At 55.5% G+C, this 20930-nt stretch carries 16 protein-coding genes; 9 read left to right on the forward strand and 7 right to left on the reverse strand.

From position 1 onward, the window contains the following. Positions 1–31: 31 nt before the first annotated feature. From rph to FYC48_RS14335, 3 genes are all read left to right on the forward strand, one after another. Positions 32–745, forward strand: coding sequence for a ribonuclease PH (gene rph, locus FYC48_RS14325; protein ID WP_149497412.1), 714 nt, complete (start codon positions 32–34; stop codon positions 743–745). 37 nt (positions 746–782) lie between these two features. Further along, positions 783–1826 (forward strand): L-threonylcarbamoyladenylate synthase, encoded by a 1044-nt coding sequence (locus FYC48_RS14330; RefSeq protein ID WP_149497413.1) that lies wholly within the window; start codon positions 783–785, stop codon positions 1824–1826. Between the two features lie 208 nt (positions 1827–2034). Continuing rightward, positions 2035–5778 carry a hypothetical protein gene (locus FYC48_RS14335; RefSeq protein WP_149497414.1) on the forward strand — a complete coding sequence of 1248 codons (3744 nt, stop codon included), beginning with the start codon at positions 2035–2037 and terminating at the stop codon, positions 5776–5778. A 210-nt stretch (positions 5779–5988) separates the two neighbouring features. Here FYC48_RS14335 and FYC48_RS14340 read toward each other — a convergent pair whose 3' ends face one another. Beyond that, positions 5989–6828 (reverse strand): hypothetical protein, encoded by an 840-nt coding sequence (locus FYC48_RS14340; RefSeq protein WP_149497415.1) that lies wholly within the window; start codon positions 6826–6828, stop codon positions 5989–5991. A 152-nt stretch (positions 6829–6980) separates the two neighbouring features. Here FYC48_RS14340 and FYC48_RS14345 point away from each other — a divergent pair, with 152 nt between their 5' ends. Further along, positions 6981–7733 carry an SDR family oxidoreductase gene (locus tag FYC48_RS14345; protein ID WP_149497416.1) on the forward strand — a complete coding sequence of 251 codons (753 nt, stop codon included), beginning with the start codon at positions 6981–6983 and terminating at the stop codon, positions 7731–7733. Between the two features lie 36 nt (positions 7734–7769). On the opposite strand, the gene FYC48_RS14350 is transcribed toward FYC48_RS14345, so the two are convergent. Next, entirely contained in the window at positions 7770–8336 is a 567-nt protein-coding gene (locus FYC48_RS14350; RefSeq protein ID WP_149497417.1) for a sigma-70 family RNA polymerase sigma factor, read from the reverse strand. Positions 8337–8501: 165 nt separating this feature from the next. On the opposite strand from FYC48_RS14350, the gene FYC48_RS14355 reads away from it, so the two are divergent. The 4 genes from FYC48_RS14355 (at position 8502) to FYC48_RS14370 (ending at position 13743) form a co-directional block, all read left to right on the forward strand. Next, positions 8502–9086: an EF-hand domain-containing protein gene (locus FYC48_RS14355; RefSeq protein WP_149497418.1), complete on the forward strand. Its 585-nt coding sequence runs from the start codon at positions 8502–8504 to the stop codon at positions 9084–9086. Between the two features lie 9 nt (positions 9087–9095). After that, positions 9096–11585, forward strand: coding sequence for a serine/threonine protein kinase (locus tag FYC48_RS14360; protein WP_149497419.1), 2490 nt, complete (start codon positions 9096–9098; stop codon positions 11583–11585). A 291-nt stretch (positions 11586–11876) separates the two neighbouring features. Further along, entirely contained in the window at positions 11877–12503 is a 627-nt protein-coding gene (locus FYC48_RS14365) for a DUF3124 domain-containing protein (RefSeq protein ID WP_149497420.1), read from the forward strand. Positions 12504–12891: 388 nt separating this feature from the next. Then, entirely contained in the window at positions 12892–13743 is an 852-nt protein-coding gene (locus FYC48_RS14370) for a DUF1206 domain-containing protein (protein WP_149497421.1), read from the forward strand. A 154-nt stretch (positions 13744–13897) separates the two neighbouring features. Here the strand turns inward: FYC48_RS14370 and FYC48_RS14375 are convergent, their stop codons facing one another. From FYC48_RS14375 to FYC48_RS14395, 5 genes are all read right to left on the reverse strand, one after another. Next, positions 13898–15298 carry an alkaline phosphatase PhoX gene (locus FYC48_RS14375; protein ID WP_149497422.1) on the reverse strand — a complete coding sequence of 467 codons (1401 nt, stop codon included), beginning with the start codon at positions 15296–15298 and terminating at the stop codon, positions 13898–13900. A 304-nt stretch (positions 15299–15602) separates the two neighbouring features. Continuing rightward, positions 15603–16322 carry a hypothetical protein gene (locus tag FYC48_RS14380; RefSeq protein WP_149497423.1) on the reverse strand — a complete coding sequence of 240 codons (720 nt, stop codon included), beginning with the start codon at positions 16320–16322 and terminating at the stop codon, positions 15603–15605. Beyond that, positions 16319–18007 carry a nucleoside recognition domain-containing protein gene (locus tag FYC48_RS14385; protein WP_149497424.1) on the reverse strand — a complete coding sequence of 563 codons (1689 nt, stop codon included), beginning with the start codon at positions 18005–18007 and terminating at the stop codon, positions 16319–16321. The genes FYC48_RS14380 and FYC48_RS14385 overlap by 4 nt, the downstream gene beginning before the upstream one ends. A gap of 114 nt (positions 18008–18121) precedes the next feature. Then, positions 18122–19255, reverse strand: a complete 1134-nt coding sequence (locus tag FYC48_RS14390; RefSeq protein WP_149497425.1) for an NAD(P)/FAD-dependent oxidoreductase — start codon at positions 19253–19255, stop codon at positions 18122–18124. 507 nt (positions 19256–19762) lie between these two features. Further along, positions 19763–20194: a Fur family transcriptional regulator gene (locus FYC48_RS14395; protein ID WP_149497426.1), complete on the reverse strand. Its 432-nt coding sequence runs from the start codon at positions 20192–20194 to the stop codon at positions 19763–19765. Between the two features lie 264 nt (positions 20195–20458). On the opposite strand from FYC48_RS14395, the gene FYC48_RS27800 reads away from it, so the two are divergent. Next, positions 20459–20776: a hypothetical protein gene (locus FYC48_RS27800; protein WP_160149521.1), complete on the forward strand. Its 318-nt coding sequence runs from the start codon at positions 20459–20461 to the stop codon at positions 20774–20776. Positions 20777–20930: the final 154 nt, after the last annotated feature.

Below are 20930 nucleotides of genomic sequence, written 5' to 3' on the forward strand. Positions count from 1 at the left end.
CCGCTCTAGAAGCCTCAAAAACATTTCCCCGATGTCAGGAATCCCAATGCGTCAGCCCGATCAACTCCGTCCCGTCGAGATTCAAATCGGGTATTTGGAGCATCATCCCGCCAGCGTGCTGTACAAATCCGGAAAGACGGTCGTGTTGTGCACTGCCTCGGTTGAACCGAGTGTCCCTCCGTGGTTGGAAGGAAAAGGGAAAGGCTGGGTGACGGCCGAATACAACATGCTGCCAGGCAGCACGGTGCCTCGGAAGCGACGTGAACGCAGTAAAGTCGACGGCAGAACGACCGAGATCCAGCGTCTGATCGGCCGTTCCCTGCGCGCCGTCGTCGATTTGGAAGCACTCGGCGAACGTTCGATCGTCGTCGACTGCGATGTCTTGCAAGCCGACGGGGGGACACGCACCGCTTCGATTACCGGTGGTTTCATTGCCCTGGCCAAGGCCATCAAAAATGAGTTGCCAAATTCAAAAATCGGCCCCGAGGGCCCGCTCCGTGATTCGATCGCCGCGATCAGTGTCGGCGTTGTCGACGGCGTGGTGCGTTTGGATTTGGATTACGAACTCGACTACGCCGCCGATGTCGACATGAACGTCGTGATGACCGGCAGCGGCCAATTTGTCGAGATCCAAGGGACAGGCGAGGAAGCAACGTTCAGTGACGGCGAACTCGCTTCGATGATTCAGTTGGCCAAAAGCGGCATCGCTGAATTGACCTCCGAGCAACAAAACGCCCTCGCTTGAGCACGATTGCCCCGTTGGCTTGGAGTCTTGATTCGAGATGGCTGATTCGAAAATCGTTGTCCCCACCGACGCGACGATTGCTGCTGCGGCTCAGGCGTTAGCGGCTGGGAAATTGATCGGCGTGCCGACGGAAACCGTCTATGGCCTGGCCGCCGATGCGACCAACCAGCTCGCCGTCGAGCGGATCTTCCAAGCCAAAGGACGCCCGGCAAACAATCCTCTCATCGCACATTTTGCGAACGCCGACCAAGCCCGTCGCTGGATCAATGTCGACGACGACGCAACGATCACGTGGCAATGGAACCTGGCAACAACATTCTGGCCAGGGCCGTTAACCGTGGTCGCGCCGCTCCGTGGCTCCGTCGCCCCCGCGGTAACTGCCGGTGCGGAGACCTTGGCCGTGCGAGTCCCCAATCACCCAGTCATGCAATCGCTGCTGGAATCCTTTGCCTTGCCGATCGCCGCCCCGAGCGCGAACCGATCGAATTATGTCAGTCCGACACAAGCCAATCATGTCGCGACGGCGTTTGGTGATTCCATCGAAATGGTGCTCGACGGAGGCCCTTGTGACTTTGGAGTCGAATCCACCATCATTCGACTAACCCCGACGGTACCACAACTACTACGCCCGGGTGGGATTTCAACAGAGCAGTTGGTCAGCGTCTTTGGTGACATCGAACTCATTCGCCATCAAGCCCCCGCGTCCCCGTCGGCGAACACCGACTCCGCGGGCGTTGAACCGGCTTCACTGGCTCCATTGCCATCGCCGGGATTGATGCGCAAGCACTACTCTCCTCAAACGCGATTGATCAAAGCGAGCGAATTCGATCTTGGAAAAATGAATCCGGCCAAGGTCGCTCGCCTGTATTTTACGCCGCAGCCGCAGTCGGATCGCCCCATCGCGTTCGGATGGATCAGAGTGCTAAGCCCGACCGGAGATTTGAACGAAGTCGCGAGACATCTTTTTGCGGCGATCCGCGAGGCCGACCAATTGCCGTGCGAGCTAATCGTTATCGACGAATGCTCTAATGCAGGCATTGGACGTGCCATCATGGATCGCGTTCATCGCGCCGCGACTTAACGCGGAAGGAAACCACTTTTGCCGTCGGGCTAGCCGGTCGATTGTCCGATTAGCGGTTTGGCCATTGAATTTGGATCGTTCTTTGGTGGCCTGCTGAAAAGGCTGTGGATTGGTCTTGGGTAATTTGCCCAAATTGGCGTATCCTCCACAGCAGCGTCTCAGGCTGAAGGATGTTTTTTCGTGTGTCAGGCACAAGGATGTGACCGTAGTGACCGACGACCACCAACTCGATGAAATCGAACAAACGCAGCTCGACGTCACCCGTCGCCGGCGCGATCGACGTTCGAATCGCAAATTCCGGCTGACCCTCATCACGCTCGGATTTCTCGGGTTTGCCGTTTTAGCAGCACCGAGCATCATCAGTCACTCGGGGATCGCGCGATCGATCTTCCTCTCTCAAGCCGCCGCGTATGGTTGGCAAGCATCAGTCGAATCCATTTCGGTCGGCTGGTTCACACCGCTGTCGGTGAAGAATGTCATGTTGGTGGGGCGATCCAATCAAACACAATTGCAAATCGGACACACGACGAGTTCTTTGACGGCGATCGATTTGATTCGATTTGATCCTTCGAGCATCGGCGAACTTTCGCTGCGAGAAGTCACGCTGCGATGCACCGTCGAGCAAGGCGGCTCATCACTGGAATCTGACTTGGCGACGTTGCTCGAACCGTCGGATCAAACATCGCCTCTGGTTCGCACCTCGATTCAACTGCAAGAGTGTCAGATCGAAGTTACCGATGCGATCACACAACAGGCCTGGACGTTGCATCAGTCCAATGCCCAGGTCAACGTTGATGGTGACCGGATCACTGCTCAATTATCCGGGGTCGTCGCCGAACCATCAGGAACCGCCGGTACGATTGAGACACAGTTTCTTCTGCATGATCCGACTTTGTTGTCGGCTGCGATTCCTGCAGCCTGGGAACTGAATGTCAAAGCGGACTCGTTTCCACTATCGACGGCTGATTTGATAGCGAGACGGTTTTATCTCGAGCACACCCCGACTCCGATCGGCAATGCGGGCGAGACGTCTGGCAGTCTCAAAGTGCTCGGACAGACCGATGGTGGCGTTCAGGTCGACATCTCCGACGTTCAGATCCGAAATTTGCAAACCACACTCCCCGTTTCCGATCGGCAGCGGTGGCAAAACAATTTGGCGACGCTTCACGGTCACATCACGCTCACCGAGGATCGGTTACACGGTAATGACCTCGCCATCACAACGGACTTTGCGTCGGCCGAACTTGACGGATCATTCCCAACATCGATTTCATTTGTCGGAACGGAAGACAATCCATTGTTGTGGATGCAGTCGTTACAAGGGACGGCGAAACTGAACGTCGATTTGGCGGCACTCACGCATTCGCTGCCGGGACTTTTGCCGATCCGTAAGGACGCAACGCTGGTATCGGGAACGGCAACGGCCATCCTTCGTAACCAGACACGTCCCGGCCAGAACGACGCCCGAACGGAACTCGCACTCAAGACTCGCTCGATCCGTGCCCGTTCGTCCGGCCAGATCGTGGTGATCGAACCGATTTCGATCGACGCGACGGTTGCCGATAACGATGGCTCACTTCTCGCAGAACATTTTTCGCTGCGCAGCTCGTTCGCGGAAGCTTCCGGGCATGGGATGCTGCGCAACGGAGAGGCACGATTCGAAGTCGACTTTGGCCGCCTGTATGCCATGCTTCGCCCCATCGTCGATGTCTCCAATTTTTCTCTTGGCGGGAACGCCGATGGTGCCATTCGTTGGTCTGTGGTTACCGGCGTTGATGGCGATCGATGGGAGTTGGGCGGATCGGGTGCCGGAAAGCAATTGTTGATCACCTTGCCCGGCGGACACCAGTTCAAACGCTCGATCGTCCAAACCAGTATCAATGCCAAAGGAAACTGGAAAGACAATCAACTCGAACAACTTTCACATGCCGATTTTTCGCTCGGCAGCGGTGGCGTCCAAATCGATGTTTCGTTACTCGATCCGGTCTATCAGCCCACCAAAAATGCAGTCTTTCCGATCAAGGTCGAAGTTGACGGTCGTTTAGAAAACTTGAGTGAATCATTGGGCCCCTGGCTGCCGCCGGAATTGGCAAGTGCCGAAGGTCGAGTGACCGGCACCGCCGTGGCCAGCGTCCACGAAAATGGCGGTACGATCTCCAAAGCTGACTTCGAATTCTTGCAACCACGGATCAACTATGGCGATCAATGGTTTTCACAGCCACAACTGACCTTACGATTCGAAGGCGCGTGCGACCTTCCCGAAGGAACCATTGCGACCAAGTCGTCCGGCATCGTCGGTGAAGCGATCTCGATCGGGATCACGGGTGAGATCACGGCGAAAAACACCGACCTTGAATTGACGTGGAAAGCAGACCTTGAGCGTTTGCAGGAAAGCATCGGTGCGACGATCGCCCGGGCCGCCGCGGTCCCCACCGTGCGACCGATTGGCTATCGAGCGGTCGAAGACAACACGTATCGCGTTTCGGGTCGATGCGAAGGCAATACAAAGCTGACTCGTGATGGAAACCTTTGGAAATTCAATTCCAATTTGACCGGACAAAACCTCCAGATCTTTGAAGTCGCTTCCGGTGCGATCTCACCTCCCGGAACGTCGGCCGGTGCGTTTCAAGTTGCCCCGGCACTCGACGGTCGATTTTCAGGTAGCGGTTTTGCCAGCCCAAGCGGTCAGTCACCCAAAAGCGAAGTGATTTGGGCGGAACCTCGGATCAAGCTGTCCGGCCCGATCCTATACGATCCCGAAAGCGGCAGCCTCAAACTAGGCGCCCAACAATTTGCATGCGATTGGTTCGCCGGATCGCTCACCGGTGCGATGACCCCGATCGAAGGCGGCACCGAAGTGACATTATCGGGTCCGTCACGGATCAAACTCGATCTGTTGGCGACGCGTCTATCGGAATTGTTTGGTGCGTCGATCAACGCCGACGGTATTCATGAAAGTGAATTAACCGTCAAAGCATCGATCCCCGACCAGGATGACATGACCTATGACATTCGCACCGATGTCGGCTGGCAACGCTGCGATATCGCCGGTGTGCGTTTGGGACAAGCTAAACTACCGTTGCGAATTACCGAGACGGCGATACGTATCGATCGATCAACGGTACCAGTGCTCGACATCGCTCCGGCAACCGTTACTTCGATTCAAGCAAACTCACCTGAGGCCGCTCCTGCTCAAGCAACATTTGGATTGTCAATTGACCTGACCCAACCGAGCACGATCGTCCAACTCGATCAAGGGACATCGATACAGTCGCTTCGCATTTCACCGCAAGCCGCCGCGTCGTGGCTGAAGTACCTCACCCCGCTCGCCGCAGGCGCGGCGCAAGTCGAAGGAATCGCTTCGGCAACATTCGATGAATGTATCATCCGAACCGATGATCCCGCCGCCAGCGTGATTCGCGGGAACCTGGAAATCGGTCAAATGACCCTCTCCAGTGGCCCCCTGGCCAACCAACTGATTCAAGGTGTTCGCCAAGTTAAGTCGATGGCCCAATTGACCGGCGGTCAAGCACAATCTGTCGAATCCAAGACGCTGATTGAAATGCCACCTCAAACCGTTCCGTTTGCACTCGCAGACGCAGCAGTGGTCCATCAACGGATGTACTTCAAAATCGACAACGCCGAACTCATGACGAGCGGTCGTGTCGGACTCGATTCACAACTCGCTCTGGTCGCTCAAGTACCGCTCAATGCGAACTGGCTCGGTAGCGACTTAAAGGGCCTCGCAGGCCAAAATCTTGCCTTCCCCATTTCGGGCACGATTTCTCGGCCGCGTCTTGATGAGACCGCAGTTCGTCGTGTGATGGCCGAACTTGTCCCTAAGGCTGGTGCCGAAGTCATCCAGAATCGTTTAGATGGATTGATTCAAAAGCAGCTCGGCGACCAAGTTGACCAGATCAACGCCGGACTCGAAAAGATTTTCGGCTTTTAAAGCTGTGTGACACTTGGACGTTCGACGCGATCGAGCGATCCCCTTCGACTCCAGCACACCCACCTGACGAGCCCGGGATCCGTTCGACAATCAAACTCGCAATCTAAAAAGTGAAATCATCGGGACTCGCACCGTTGGTTCTTAGACCACATCGGAATGCAGGGTCACGCCCCACTGGTGGGCTCTCCTCGGACACTCTTGTTCGAAACATCATTGCTTGTTGGGATACTCGCCAAGCCCGCGTTCAAGATAGCTATCTGTCGCTGACCTTGGGTTGGTCCAGTACGATGCCACCTGATAGATCTCCTCGTGATCGAGTTCAAAGACCAAAGGACGCGAGGTCATTCGTGCGAGGGTGTAGGTCCACTGAGTACCGTTTGACTTCGGTTCCGGGTTATAACGAAGCACCACCAATGCTTCCGGATCATTAGTCTCGGCAAACCCGAAACACATGCCAAAGACTCCGGTCGAAGAATCCGACCATGCTGCCAACGGGCTAGCCAGTAATCGCAACTCTTGCTTGCTGTTGGAATCTTCGACCTCAATCATCTGAACCGAGAATCGCCGAATGATTTGACGCATCAACAACGCTTGTCGTCGAGCATCAGCGGGCGCAGCGGCTTTAACCCGGAAAGGCACATCGACCTGGGACATTTTTTCGGGGGTCCAGACCTGCCGTAATCCGAGGTCACAATTCAGTGACAATGATTTCAGCAATGTAAATTCGCAAAAGACCTTGCCGTTTCCGCGAACCGAAAGAGCCCCCACCATTGCGGGCTCGGATTCATGATTCCAAACGAACGCGACGCCATCGGTAAAGAAGTTGCGTACGGGATTGGTGTATCGCAAAATCGGTTGTTCGTCGAACTTCAAGGTCTGGCCAGACGTTCCGGCGATGGACATCTGAAAGCCGGACGCCTGCTGGGTGAGATAGTCGAGACGCTCTTGACGTTCTTGCTCGCGATTGTCGGGTTGGTCTTCGGCATGGACATCTCCCTGACATCCCAGTCCGGCCAAAAAGATCCAACATGCAATAGCACTCGTCGTCATTCGCATCATTTCGGACCTCACTGCTGAACGAAATAGAAACCAACCAGTGACAAGGGAATCGGTACCTACCGATATCGCACTTGACGATTGTAAAGGATATCGCGAAGACGTTTCGCCGCAGGCTTTAAATGATTCCCCAAAAAGATGTCGAGATGAATGAATCACGGAAGACGGCGATCGTAACCGGGGGTTCGGGAGCGATCGGCGGAGAAATCTGCCGAAGGCTTGCTGCTGACGGTTTTAATGTCGTCGTTCACTATGGCAGCGACCTGTCGGCAGCTGAGCGAGTCGTTGAAGCCATCAACCACAATCAACGCAAGTTCGGATCGGGGCAAGCCATCTTCGCACACGCCGATGTTCGTGATGAACTGGAAGTGAACCGTCTTTTTGATGAAACGTCACAACGCTTCGGTGGTGTGGATGTGGTGGTCGCCAATGCGGGAACAATCTGCAGCAACCCGATCGCCGATTTCAGCCTTGCCGAATTCGACAACCTGCTGTCGGTCAATCTTCGCGGTGCGTTCTTGACCATTCGGCAGGCCGCCCGCCAAGTCCGCGAGAATGGACGAATCATTTTCGTTTCGTCGCAGCTTGCCGAGCGTCCTCGTCCCGGAACTGGCGTCTATTCGGCGACCAAAGCCGCCATTGATGCGATGCTCGTTTCTCTGTCCAGGGAGGTCGGCAGTCGTGGTATCAGCGTCAACAGCGTTCGCCCAGGCGCGACCAGCCCTGGGATGGTAGACCAGCGTTCCGATGCTGAAAGACAAAGCTTCGCCGAGCTCTCTGCGTTTAGCCGTCTAGGAACTCCGACCGACATTGCGGCGGTCGTCTCCTTCTTGGCAAGTTCAGAAGCGGGCTGGATTACCGGCCAACACTTGCGAGCCGACGGTGGGATGTCAAACTAACCCGGGCAGCCGGTTCGAGGCCAAATGCAAGGATCATCAATGGCCGTCTCCACCCATTTCACGTTGCAACCAAGCGCGTGCGTAGGCCCAATTCCGTTTCGTCGTCCGCGGTGAAACACCGAGGACTTCGGCGGTTTCATCGATGGTCAGACCCGTGAAGTATCGCAGTTCAACCAACTTGGCTAATTGCTCATCTTCGGTGGCGAGCTTCGTAAGTGCTTCATCGAGAATCAACAAGTCGTCATTGCTGCTGGATTGATCGACACTGACATTGTCATTCAATTCTTGACGCTGAAAATCGCCGCCTCGTTTGACGCGGCCTTTTCGACGTGCGTTATCGATTAAAATTCTTCGCATCGCTTCGGCGGCCGCGGCGAAAAAGTGACCGCGCCCGTCCCATCGCTGTGAATCATCACCGACAAGTTTTAAAAAGACCTCGTGGACCAACGCTGTCGGTTGCAGTGTCTGCCCGGACCGTTCTTGGTTCATGCGACTGGCGGCTAATCGGCGGAGTTCCTCATACACCAGTGGAAGCAGTTCGCTCGCCGCGGCTCGATCACCTCGTTCGATGTCCGAGAGGATTTTAGTGACGTCTCGATTCATGACCTCTCTTCGGTGGCATGGTCGTCGATCGATGACCATCAGAAAGTAATTGGAAAAGTGTGGCCCGATCTGCCTCCGCACATCGCATTGAAGTCTGTCAGGCAATTGCTTGCCCTAACCAAACGTCGAAGCGATCGACACAGTGCGACCCTATAGGAAAATAGAATGTTCCGCCGTACTCTTCAATGTGCCGTTTTCTCTGGGGCCATCGCGGTTCCTGGCCTTTTGTTCGCTCAACCACCAGGCCGTGGCGGCCCGCAGGGTGGAATGCATGGCGGCCCGCCGACGGAAATGATCCTTCAACTGTTTCAGCAAGCCGACGCCAACGGCGATGGAAGCGTCACGAAGGCGGAACTGACCACCGCGTTGCAATCACAAACTCAATCACGTGGCAATCGATTCGGTCGCATGGCCCCACCTTCGCAGGACGGCCCGAACGGCCAATTCCGACGCCCCGAAGGCCCGCCTCCCAATGGTCCTCCACCAATTGATGGCGAAACAATCCTGTCACAAGACGCACATCAACCGGGACGCCCCGGGCCACCACAACCCGGACAAATCATCCCCGAACCGATGATCGCCGCACTAACACTCGACGTCCGCCAACAACGCCAGCTCGACGGACTCCAAGCGATCGTCGACAAACGCCTGGCTTCGATCCTGACCGCCGATCAAATGGAACAACTGAAAAATCATCGGCCCCCACACGGCCCAGGAATTCCCAACGGCGATGCCGAACGGAATGATTAAGATACGGTCATGCCAAACTTGAATGAACGAGAGATTTTTCTAGAAGCGATCGAAAAGGAGTCCCCTGACGATCGCTTCAAATACTTGGCTTCCGCCTGTGGCCAGGATCATCATCTTCGGGCTTCGGTCGATGCCCTCTTGGCCGCTCATGATCAGCCCGCCGCACTACTTGACCATCCAATCGGGGACGAACTGAGTCGGTCGCCATTGTTCCGTTCACCGATGGATTCACCGATCGATCATGTCGGCCTACAGATCGGCCCCTACAAACTCAAGGAACAGATCGGTGAAGGTGGTTTTGGACTCGTCTTCGTCGCCCAACAAGAACATCCGGTGCGCCGCAAGGTCGCGTTAAAAATCGTCAAACCGGGGATGGGATCCAAGGAAGTGATCGCCCGATTTGAAGCCGAACGCCAAGCCGTGGCGATGATGAATCATCCCAACATCGCGCAAATCTTTGATGTCGGGGTGACACCCGATGGGCGTCCCTACTTTGCCATGGAACTGGTTCGCGGACTACCGATCGCAGAGTTTTGCGACCGACAAAAGTTGAGTGTCGTCGAACGGCTTGAGTTGATGATCGACGTGTGTTCGGCGGTCCATCATGCGCATCAGAAGGGCATCATCCATCGAGACTTAAAACCCTCGAATGTCTTGGTCACACTTCACGACGGAAAACCTGTTGCCAAAGTGATCGACTTTGGGATCGCTAAGGCGATGGAAGAGAAGCTGACCGACAATTCGATCTATACGTGTTTCTTTTCGATGCTCGGAACCCCCTTGTACATGAGCCCCGAACAGGCCGAGATGAGCGGGCTGGACGTCGACACCCGTAGCGACATTTACTCCTTGGGCGTCATTCTCTACGAATTGCTCGCCGGCGCGACGCCGTTTGATCGAGTGCGATTGGATTCCGCCAAACTCGACGAAATCCGCCGTATCATTCGCGAAGAAGATCCGCCGCGTCCGAGTACGCGTCTCGCCACGTCACAGGCAGTACTCTCAACAATCGCTGACCGTCGCCGAGTGCAGCCGCATGAATTGACGCAAGCGTTAACGGGTGATCTCGACTGGGTTGTGATGAAGTCCTTGGAAAAGGATCGATCGCGTCGTTATGACACCGCATCGGCATTGTCGGACGACCTCCGACGCTATTTGCAAGATGAACCGGTCGAGGCTCGTCCGCCAAGCCGACTCTATCGCCTGCAAAAATACGCCCGGCGACATCGCATCGCATTCCTAACCGGCTCACTTGTCGGTATCGCATTGCTACTCGGGACCGCCGTCAGTCTTTGGCAAATGTCAAAAGTGATCGGCGAACGCAACGCCAAGGACGAAGCCTTGCGACAGGCCAACCTCGCCAAAGCGGATGCGATCGCGGCCAAGCAAGAGCTTGAAGAATTCGCCGAAAACCTTGTCCGTGCCAACGAGTTACTTGTCCGTGGCCAAGCTCACGCGAATGCCGATCGTTATGCGTCAGCCATCGAAGACTACAACTCCGCGGTTTCGATTCAACCGAGCTATTACCTTCCTCGATTGCATCGAGCTCTGCTGTATTGCAAACTTCAACTATGGCCAGAAGCGGCCGAGGATTTTCATGTCGCAAGCCAACTCGGGGCTTCGACACTACAGCCACAGTGGTGGGGCGTTCCCGCGTTGCTGTCTTACACCGGCAAGGAAGCATCTTTTGAAAGGCTTTCGCGGCAACGCCTCGAAGCGATCGTCGGTGAAACTTCGGTTGCCCAGTGGATGCTTTTACGCGATCTTTTGGTCAGTGATTCGTCTTCGACGATCGATCAAACTAAGTCTCTCGATGATACCATTCTCTTCGACATCGCGGAGCAATGGCTTCGAAATCCGGAATTCGATGACAGACCACCACCGCCGCCGCACGATAACGGGCCCCGGCCACACTTCGGACATGAGTTAGAAAAATTCCTTGGCCTCGATTTTCGACGTGATCGGAAACCGCCTCCCGGCTCTAGCCCTGGACAGGTACAAAGCCCGGGACAGGGCCGCGGACGCCCCCCGGCTCCCAGGAGAGACCGTTTCGGGCACCCTAACTTGCCAGATAGTCGATTACCAGACAGTACGCCTACCTGTATTCGTCACTATCTGACGGGACTGGCGGCGCTCCGTGCTGCCAACTATGAAGCAGCCATAGGTATGCTTCGTCAAGCCGAACGTGACCCACGGTGGCCCTCAAGGTATCTGGTCCATGCTCCGCTCGCGCTCGCACACTACCAGAGTGGCAACATCGCCCAGGCAACCGAAGCTCTGGACAAGTCAGATTCGGCACTGAGCGACCATCTCTTCCGAACCGACGAAGAAACATCCCGACGCCCAGAATTGCCCTGGTTTGATAAACTCGAAGGCGTGATGCTCAATCGGGAAGCGTGGATGGTGATCCGAGGAACCTCTCCAACACTTACGTCTCAATTGGATCAACACCGCGCCGAATCGCTGAAGCTAATCGAACGAGCAACCTCGTTGGACTAGTACTCCGTCTAGATCAACGGTTGGGTTTGGCTCATCAGCCGACGGGCATTGGCGACGGTTACCCTAAAGCTACAAGAGTAAACGCCGGTTGACTGGCGAGGCTCATCGATCGTTTCGAATAAAGATGCATTCACGATCGTTGGAAGTCGGAACGCAACTTGCGAAGTCGGAAAAATCGGCCCCGATGTTGACAACATGGCCATGGAAAGTTGCTAATTTGAATCACAACCCTTTCTCCGGCGGCCATGATTGAAGGGTTTCTTTCGACACCATTCCAAGGGACATGAAGCGATGGCGGGGCGAATCACAGACGAAAACGCGGACGGATTGTTTCGTCGTCTAAAGCTGCTGGCTTTTTTGACGATCGTGATTCCGGCGGTGATCTTGGTTGTATTCATTGAACTGCGTTTCCGATCGATCGAACAATCCATTCCTTTTCAGCAGGCCGGAACGCGGGATCGCTATCGCGAAGAAATCGACACACTACCGACCGACCCCGTCGCCGGGCAAACGTTGTACGCCCCAGCCTACTCACACATTTATCACCAAAAGGGCGCCCCCTATCTTTTGACCGTCACACTGTACGTCCGCAACACCGACCCCGAACACGAAATCGTGGTCAGCAGCGTTCGGTACTTTGATACGGGTGGTCGTGAAATCCGCTCTCTGTTGAATAAACCACTTCGTCTCGCACCACTCGCGGCAACCGAATTTGTGATCGAAAAAGAAGATCGCATCGGCGGCAGTGGGGCGAGCTTTCTCGTGCAGTGGCAAGCCAGCCAAGACGTAACCCGACCGGTAGTCGAGACTGTCAACGTCGATACCAGCGGCGCCCAAGGCATCTCGTTCATCGTGCCTGCGACGGTGATCTCTGAAAACCATCGGCATCATGATCCAGCGGCGACAGAAGAACCGTAACTGAAATCCGGTCTAGACTGCCCGGTTGTTTTCGGGCGTGATACGTTTCAAGTGCACAGGTCAGTCGGGTCTCCGATCGTTCCCTGTTGTCAGGCCCTGAATGAATCATGCTGCGTTTCACATTAGTTCACGCAGGATTTCATCTAAATTACAGGGTTAGCCGGACGGCGTATCCCAAGGTTTCGCGGCAAGCGGCACGGGTCATGCCCTTCGACTGACTGATCCACGCAAGGTTCACCGCGACGAACGCCTGACCTGCCAAATTGAGCTGAAAGCAATCGACGCGGATGCGTCAACTTCTAACGGTTGAAGCATGTTGGCATAGTGTTTGCGTCGACGATCTCACCATCGTCATACGCAATCACTCTCTCAACCCGCACGGTTTAATATGTCCAGCAACACCGCATCGAAATTCAAATGGAATGGCTTTCAAGTCGCCCAGTTACCGCAGGTTCCTTCATGGGTTGAAACGCTAGGCAGAGCCGGACATATCGCCAAAGGCTGTGTCTATTTTATCGTGGGCATTCTTGCGTTCCGCGTCGCGATCGATGCCGGTGGTGAAATCGGTGGCGCTCGAAATGCGATCGAGGAGATCGGAAAGCAGCCATTCGGACAAGCGTTGCTACTGCTTGTCGCGATCGGCTTGATCGGCTACACCGCTTGGCGGTGGGTTCAGGCAATACAAAATACGGAAGGCGCTGACGATGACGCCAAAGGGATCGCCAAACGTGTGGGCTATGGCGCGAGTGGAGTCACCTATCTCGGTCTTGGCTTGTATGCCGGTGCACTCGTCTTTGGATTTACTTCCGGCAGCGGAGATTCTGGCCAGCAACCCTCGTTCTTACTTGATTCCACCTGGGGTCGAGCGATGCTCGGAATCGTCGGGACGGGGATCGCAATCGCGGGTGGCTATTTTGTCTACCAAGGATGGAAGGCCAAGTTTATGGAACAATATAACTTGGCACGGATGTCGGAAACCCTTCGACAAACCGCCTATCACGCAGGCCGGATGGGGCTGATCACCCGAGGCATCGCGTTCGCCATCATCGGCTACTTTCTACTGCGCTCGGCATGGTTTGGTGCCAGCGGAGAGATCGCAGGCATGGGGGACGCGTTATCGGCAATCGCCGCGCAAACTTACGGCAAGTTTCTACTGGGAGTCGTCGGATTTGGATTGATGGCCTACGCGGTCCACATGGCCTTGTTGGGCTGGTACCGCCGCTTCAATGTCCAATCCTGATACGTCGGCGAGTTGCCTTTACCGACTTCTTCGCAATCATGTTTCTACTGCTGAGTCATACGGCAGTAAGATGGAAACACTGGGAAATTATTGAAACAATCACCCGTCTTGCATCTCTTCCCAGTCGCCCCTTTCTCAGTTAACCATGATCTGATCAACCATTGACAAGTGACTCCCAAGGGCCGGTAATTGCTACGGTGAAACCGGGTGTCTGGATGTTGGCGAACAACCATTCCCCGTCGGGACTGAACGTTGCGCCCGCCCATTCTCGGCCCCGGTAGTCTCCCTCAAATCCTTTCTCGCCCTTTAGTCTGACATCATTGAGCGCCAGTGGGACCAAAGTCCCTTCCTGTGATAGCAAGTGCATTCGCTGCGGATACTCGTCATCGCCGTAATCACCGTCCTCGCATAGCACCAACCCGCCATGCGGATTGACGCAGAGGTTATCGGGCATGTTTAACGTTTCCTTCCCAGGGCTTTCGAAAAGCATCGTTAACGTTTCGCTTTCAGGATCATATTTCCAGATTTGCCCGGCACTCGCTTCGCCGCCGCTGGTCGCATCGAAATAGATTCCCCCGTCACCGCTCCAACATCCCTCTAAGCGAGCGAACGTCGTTCCGCCGAGGCTTTTCCCTTGCTTGAACACACCAAGTTCGTCGGGCTCGGTGAGCCCACGTGTATTCGCCAAGGTCGGTTCCGGGATCGTATGCCAACGCACGTCGAACTGTGCACCTTGTTCGACATGACCACGAAGATCGTCTTGACCGACAACCTCTGCGACCTGCAACTTCCCGCCGGCGGCGAGATTTCCGTTCTGCTTTGGGATAAAACGATAGAAGCCCGCGGTACCGCGATCCTCTGTTTCATAGACGATGCCAGACTTCCGATCGAAGGCCACGGCTTCATGGACGAAGCGTCCCATTGCCTTCAGCGGAACAGGGTCCTCAACGCCACTCGGATCGACTTCGAAAATCCAACCATGATTCCTCTCGAACGCCCTCTCGGCGTTGGTTTCGTAGTTATCAACCGAACCGATCCCGAGCACGGTTTCTTCGGCAGTCAGCCACGTGCCCCAGGGCGTTACTCCACCGGCACAATTCCGGCTTGTCCCTGAAATGGAAACTCGGCTCTCCAGCCATTGACCGTCTCGGGTGTCAAATTTCAAAGTCGTACATCCGGCCCCGGCGAGTCTGTCAAATGGCCGCCCTCCTTTGATCGACAGCGCGCCACGGTCGTCACTGATTTCGTGATTTCGAACGATCGTCACGATCCCATCCGACTCGTCCACCACGCCCATGCCATCGTGGGCCGCTGGCGTCATGTTTCCGTCCGACATCGGGTCCCGAGTCCACCCATAGCTGATGTATCGAAACCCCTCCGGCAAATGGATTAATTCCAAACCGGTCGTCTCATCCTTGGCAGGTACGAGCTTAAGCTTCGATCGGGTAGCGTCACCCAGTGCGACTCGTCCTCCGAGGGCCGACAATGCCGCGGCGACACCAAAGCCTGATGCCGACGAAAAGGTTTCACTCAGGAATTCACGACGGGATTTCATAAAGGATCACTCAACCAAGAAACAGCGTGCATGATGAAGGTGACTGGACAACCGGTTCAGACGGCGGGCAACTTAGCTCAACAGAGCAACGACCTGAAGTGGATTCCTGCCCAACGACGGTCTGCTAAGCAGGTTATCCAACGATGATTTGCAGCGATCACGATGAATTGACGCCATGCCCGACTTCATGAAGTTATCGTGAATATGCGTCGCTCATCGGAAACGCCCCTCGGCGACCGAAGCCTTTTCCATACCGAACACTCTGGACAAGTTCCCCGGCGGTAGCGCGTTCGATTGACTTTAGTCAGGAACGCTGATCGTTCAGTCCCAGATAGGCCCCTGGGTTTTCGGCAAGGTGAAACGACATTTTGCGCCATGCCGATGCAAATGCCTCCGCCGGCGTAAACGAATTCTCACCGTCGTCCCAGTTCAGCAGGGTCGTCCGTCGGTAGTCGATCCCCAGCTGCTCGGTGATCGTGACTTCGTACTGACGAATCCAATCGATCAACGCGAGCGTCAGCGCGGCACAAACGTCTCGTTGTGAACGTCTTGGCGGCCGAAGTTTCGGTAAGTCTTTGTTCGACCAAGGCGGACACGCGAGCGTTCCCTGCTTGGTAAACCTTGGCTGAAATTCATATCGCGGCAAGAAGACTCCACCACGCTGATGATCTCCATAGAAAACGCCAAATCCGCGGAGCACAACACATCGCCGCTTGGGCAGTTCCAAAACATAAACGCTGGAGCAATCCTTCCGATCAGCCGGTGGCTCCAGGCGGTTGAAGCCAATCTCAAGTAGCCAATTCCCCTCCGGTCGCATGATGTCCCTTCCCCAGCACCATGCCTGTTGGCTCAACAACCCGACCGCTTGCGTTAGCGGATCACCCTTGCTCGCATCTTGTCGCGAGACATCCGAGATGCAGACATCACCCGAGGCGACCTCCGGGCGATCGTTTGACCTTTGCGAAACCTGCCGGTCTCGGCACCGCTTTTCCCGCTGAGCTTGTTGCTGATCGATAAAAATCACAGCAGCAATCTTCCTCCCCAAGCCAGGGCGATCGCAAATAGTGCGGCGAATCCTGCTTGTCTTGCCAGAAGTTTCGACGTCGTCTTCCAACCGGTTTCATGTCCGATCGTCATCGCGGTGACAAGGCACGGCAACAGAACCCCCGCCAAATAAACGGCCGTCAATGACTGCGCAGCCGTCATTGGGAATGACAACCCATCATTGGCCGTGAGTAAGAATATCCCATCCTTGCGTACCGACGCGAGCACAACCGGCAACGCTGCCTGTGAAGGCAAATCGAACAATCTCATCACGGGCGACAATACTTGGGAAGCAAGTTCAAGGACACCAAAATGCGCCAGCAAGGATGCGACGATACATATCACGACAAACACCGGCATCGCTTGAAAAAGAAATTGCCGAACAGTTCCCGCTGCCTCTCGCCACATTGACGATAGCGTCGGCCACTGCATAAACGGTCGGCTCGGTGTCATCAAAACATTGAGCGAATGGCGAGCCTGTTCGCTCGACGTCAGCCGTAGATAAATCAGCGTCGTGGCCAACAGGTAAGTGAGAAAGATCCAGGTCAGCACCGCCGCCGAACTCCCCGTCGCTACCGCCGCCCCGGAGAGCACCGCCAGTGTGGCGGGTAACTGATAACTACAAGCCGATCCAAACGCGATCCCCGAGATTGCGGCCCCGCGCGAACAGCTCGAACAAGAACGAGTGCTAATCACCGCCGGCACGTTGCATCCGAATCCCATCATCACCCGAACCACGTCTCGCCCACTGAGCCCGAACGGTCGTACGAGCGGATGGATCGAGACGTTAATTCGTTCGATCAAACCGCTCGTCTTATAAGCGCCTAGAATCAACGCGAACATCAATACGGTCGGGAACGCCCAAACCAAAAGGAATGGCCCCATATTTAGCAGCCCGTAGCCAAATTCACCCTGTTGGCCGACCAGGATGATTCGCAACCAGGTCGGGCAAGTAGTATTGACCGCCAAGATCAACGGATCAAACCAATTCGCGACGATCGGATGAAGCCAATCCGCGACCGTGTTGGCACCATAAATGGTCGCTAGCGCCGGAAGAAACAGTAACAGAATTGCCGCCAACGGCCCAATGATCCTCCCTTCCATCAATCCCGGTTTGGGCTCGATCCGCCATCCGGCACGGGCCGACAAAACCGACTTCTCCAAGACAGCCGGACGTCGGAGCGCGTCGACGATCCGTTGACGATCAGGATCGGATAACGTGCGGGCGTCAACCGTAACGAATGCGACGCACGCATCGGCTTCCAGACGTTCAATCGCTTCTTGCGCGGCCTCTCCCAACTGAACTTTGTCCCAGTAAGTGACGACGACGACGCAGCGTTTCCCGACGACCAGTGGCAGCATGTCCCTTAGATCCTGATCAAGACTGGTCGCTTGGACGATCAAAAGTACAACGTCGTGTTCGTCGAGGGCGTTTAATGCAAGCCGCGTGGTTTCCGTATCAGAATTACGCAGCACCCCGGGCGTATCGATGTACTCGGTGTCTCCGAGTCGATAGCGTTCGACGACGACCGTCGATCCACGGAAATTCGTCTCACCTGCCGATCGCCCCGTCAGTGAAGAAATAAGTTGTGACTTGCCAACACTTTCCTTGCCGACGACAAGAACGGTGCTTGATTCAGTTGGTACGATTACGTTGAAAACCATCTTGATCCAATGGGTATCTGCTCATTGCTTTTCCGGTCCCACCTTCGCCTTGAACGCTTCTTGATCTGCTACAGGCAAGTCACCACTTGAAAATGACGAAAGTGGCGTGCTTGCTCAGCAAACACACTCTTCACCGCAACAGGAGAGATCGTCGAGGTACATTCCCCACTTGCGGTAGTTTTCCAGTTCTTCCGCAGCTAAGCCGAGTGATGTCGCGATCGCTTTTGCGACGACGGCAAACCGCTGTCGGTATTTGTAGATAAAGCAGAAAACGTGGTGATCGTGGCGAACGGCCGGTCCACATAGGAATAGTCCCGGAACGATCGTTGATTCATCGTGATCGGTCAGTGCCGGATACCCATCTTCACGTCGTTCGAACAAGTCGGCGACCAACTTGCAACTCCCCTCAAAACCGCCCGCAAACAGCGGAGCCGTGGGCGTCGAAAACCATCGCCCATCGAGAGCGTTCACTTCGTAGCCGCCTTCAACGCGCGTTACCGATGCGATTGGCGTGTGTGGAAAAAGCTCAACCTGTTCTTCGAACCATTCCTCTCGCATCCGTTCGAGCGAATAAGTTGACAGGGCAACGCTGGGGTCGGAACTTTCGTCTTTCCAGGGGCACCCAGTATCAAAAAGCCGAATTTGCTTGTCATGAGACGCAAGGTGATACGCCGCATCGACCCCGCTTTCGTATCCTCCAATGATGATGAAGTCGTCGCCTTCCAATTCACCATAGCTGGCAATTGTCCCGGTATGCCTACACAACTCGCTTCCGTTGAATGTGCTAAGGCGCGGATACTGAAACTCTCCCGCAGCCCAGATCACATGGTTGGCGCGGAGCGTCTGTTCGTCGATATCGATTCGAAACCTGTCACCGACTTTGGTAACGCGTCTGACATTCGTCCCTTCTCGTATCGGCAATTCAAAAAACTGGGCGACCCCCTTCAAATGCGCCGCATACTCCTCTCCGGTCGGATGTTCGACCTCCAAACTAAATGCGGGTGACACACCGATCGCGATCGAATTCAGATCCAGCATCCCGATCGAATTCGTCGGGAACGACGGAGTAATAAACCGCGTCTCGGCAGGCCATGCGGCGAAAGAAGCACCGACAGAGTGCCGATCAATCACGACAAAATTATCGACTCCGGCATGCTTTAGTGCGATGGCCACTCCCACGCCCGCGGCACCAGCGCCGACAACCACGACATCAAAGTCCTCTTGTGTTTCCTCGGGTGGGTGATTCATGTCCTGGATCATGCTTTCTCTGCTGCTGATTCACGTTCGTAGTATTCAAATCCATCGGTGCGTTTGGACGAAATTCGCACGCAGTGTCACCCACGCGATCGATCAAACGGCACCTTCAACGGAAACGGGCCCCGCCAGAGACGAGACACGTATTTTTCCCGCCCCAGTGAGAAACACCTACCGATGACTACGGCTACCAAAACACGATACGACACTTGCAATTGATGTGCAAGTGCATCGGGAGTAATTCCAACCCGTAGGCGGCGACTGTCTGGAAAGCCCCACCAATCGCTACGCCCGGCGGCGGAAGAGCCCATAAAGCGGAAAGTTTTCTTCGCGGTTGTGACGAAATTCCCGTCGAGGAACCGATCATGATTCACCGTCATTGCCGCTTGGATTCGCGACGACGGACAGGAAATCAGCCCGAGATCGGCTCACTGGTTCGCCCCAATACACGTCCCCCGTTAATCCCCCGGGACTCCTTCACGAATACCGACTGGCATCGGATCATTTGCAATCGTTGCACCGACCACGCAACAGGATCTCGAACACTTCGCCCACCCTGCTGCTCTCGCAATAGCTGCTGGGGGTCAACTCGACGTTGTCGAGACACGAAACAGTCCCACAGACCGTACAGAGAAAGTGCGGATGACATTCGGAAGCGTCTTCGCCAGGGCGTATCTGCTCGAAGCGATAGACATGGTCACCAAGTTCTGCGCGGCGCACCAAGCCGGCATCGGTCATGTCGTTTAAGTTCCGAAAGGCCGTCGCCTTGTCGATCCCGTGCTCACACAGCCGATCGGCAACATCAGCATGCGTCAGCGGTGACGCGGCTTCTCGCAGTATCGCCAACGTTGCCACTCGAGCAGGCGTCGCCCTCAGCCCCGCGTCGCGTATGGCTTCCCTGATGGATCCATCCGTTGCAAAAATCGATTTCATTCCCGCTCGCTTCCTCGGAGCCTAGCTCGGGCCCCACGGCATCGCCTACCCAAGACATTACTTTCGGTCGAACAGGGTTAGAGATGAACCACCGAACGACTGCCGAGAGTTCGCCGAAAAACGCAAGTTCGTGGCGAAGGGCAATCAACCTGCACCCAACAGCCAGGCCGCGGCAACCGCCATTTCGACCTTTCGAAACGAATCGTCGACGAACACATCAACCGATAGTCAACATACCTCGACACTGCCGCTTTCGCAACTTCGATGCACCTACACAACCAACACAATGAAAGGAACCGAGAACCGCGTCTCTCGACGGACGAAGGGGCACCCCGACCATGGTTTGCCAACGCGCCGCGTCTCTCGGGCGGACGGCAGCGAGAACGCCTATTGATAGACCTCCGCAAGAACATCGGGCAGACCTATCGCGACCATTGCGTGAGTTCCTGGCTTCGCCCCTTCGTCTTCGCCGAGCAACAGGTGGCGGCATGGCGATTCCTCGGCCGCCAAAATTGGCAGCGGCAAGACCCGTCGCCGAAACAAACGCTTGACCACATCACGATCGGTCCAAAGCAACGATGATCGAACATCGCGTTACGGCACACCCTGACCCTATTGAGAATGTGGTGCCCGGCTCGCACCGCCACTTGGACTCGTGATTGCCGCGCCCCCCTAAGTGCGGTGAACGAAGTCAATGTTAATCGAAGGCTTTCTCGTCGGCGAGGCAAAGAACGAC

Source organism: Roseiconus lacunae (assembly GCF_008312935.1).
Lineage (GTDB): Bacteria > Planctomycetota > Planctomycetia > Pirellulales > Pirellulaceae > Stieleria > Stieleria lacunae.

What these genes read in the sequence shown, in the direction of transcription:
- rph (WP_149497412.1), top strand. Translation starts at nt 32, where the DNA reads ATGTCAGGAATCCCAATGCGTCAGCCCGATCAACTCCGTCCCGTCGAG.
- FYC48_RS14330 (WP_149497413.1), top strand. Translation starts at nt 783, where the DNA reads ATGGCTGATTCGAAAATCGTTGTCCCCACCGACGCGACGATTGCTGCT.
- FYC48_RS14340 (WP_149497415.1), bottom strand. Translation starts at nt 6,828, where the DNA reads ATGACGACGAGTGCTATTGCATGTTGGATCTTTTTGGCCGGACTGGGA.
- FYC48_RS14345 (WP_149497416.1), top strand. Translation starts at nt 6,981, where the DNA reads ATGAATGAATCACGGAAGACGGCGATCGTAACCGGGGGTTCGGGAGCG.
- FYC48_RS14350 (WP_149497417.1), bottom strand. Translation starts at nt 8,336, where the DNA reads ATGAATCGAGACGTCACTAAAATCCTCTCGGACATCGAACGAGGTGAT.
- FYC48_RS14355 (WP_149497418.1), top strand. Translation starts at nt 8,502, where the DNA reads ATGTTCCGCCGTACTCTTCAATGTGCCGTTTTCTCTGGGGCCATCGCG.
- FYC48_RS14360 (WP_149497419.1), top strand. Translation starts at nt 9,096, where the DNA reads ATGCCAAACTTGAATGAACGAGAGATTTTTCTAGAAGCGATCGAAAAG.
- FYC48_RS14365 (WP_149497420.1), top strand. Translation starts at nt 11,877, where the DNA reads ATGGCGGGGCGAATCACAGACGAAAACGCGGACGGATTGTTTCGTCGT.
- FYC48_RS14370 (WP_149497421.1), top strand. Translation starts at nt 12,892, where the DNA reads ATGTCCAGCAACACCGCATCGAAATTCAAATGGAATGGCTTTCAAGTC.
- FYC48_RS14375 (WP_149497422.1), bottom strand. Translation starts at nt 15,298, where the DNA reads ATGAAATCCCGTCGTGAATTCCTGAGTGAAACCTTTTCGTCGGCATCA.
- FYC48_RS14385 (WP_149497424.1), bottom strand. Translation starts at nt 18,007, where the DNA reads ATGGTTTTCAACGTAATCGTACCAACTGAATCAAGCACCGTTCTTGTC.
- FYC48_RS14390 (WP_149497425.1), bottom strand. Translation starts at nt 19,255, where the DNA reads ATGAATCACCCACCCGAGGAAACACAAGAGGACTTTGATGTCGTGGTT.
- FYC48_RS14395 (WP_149497426.1), bottom strand. Translation starts at nt 20,194, where the DNA reads ATGAAATCGATTTTTGCAACGGATGGATCCATCAGGGAAGCCATACGC.
- FYC48_RS27800 (WP_160149521.1), top strand. Translation starts at nt 20,459, where the DNA reads ATGCACCTACACAACCAACACAATGAAAGGAACCGAGAACCGCGTCTC.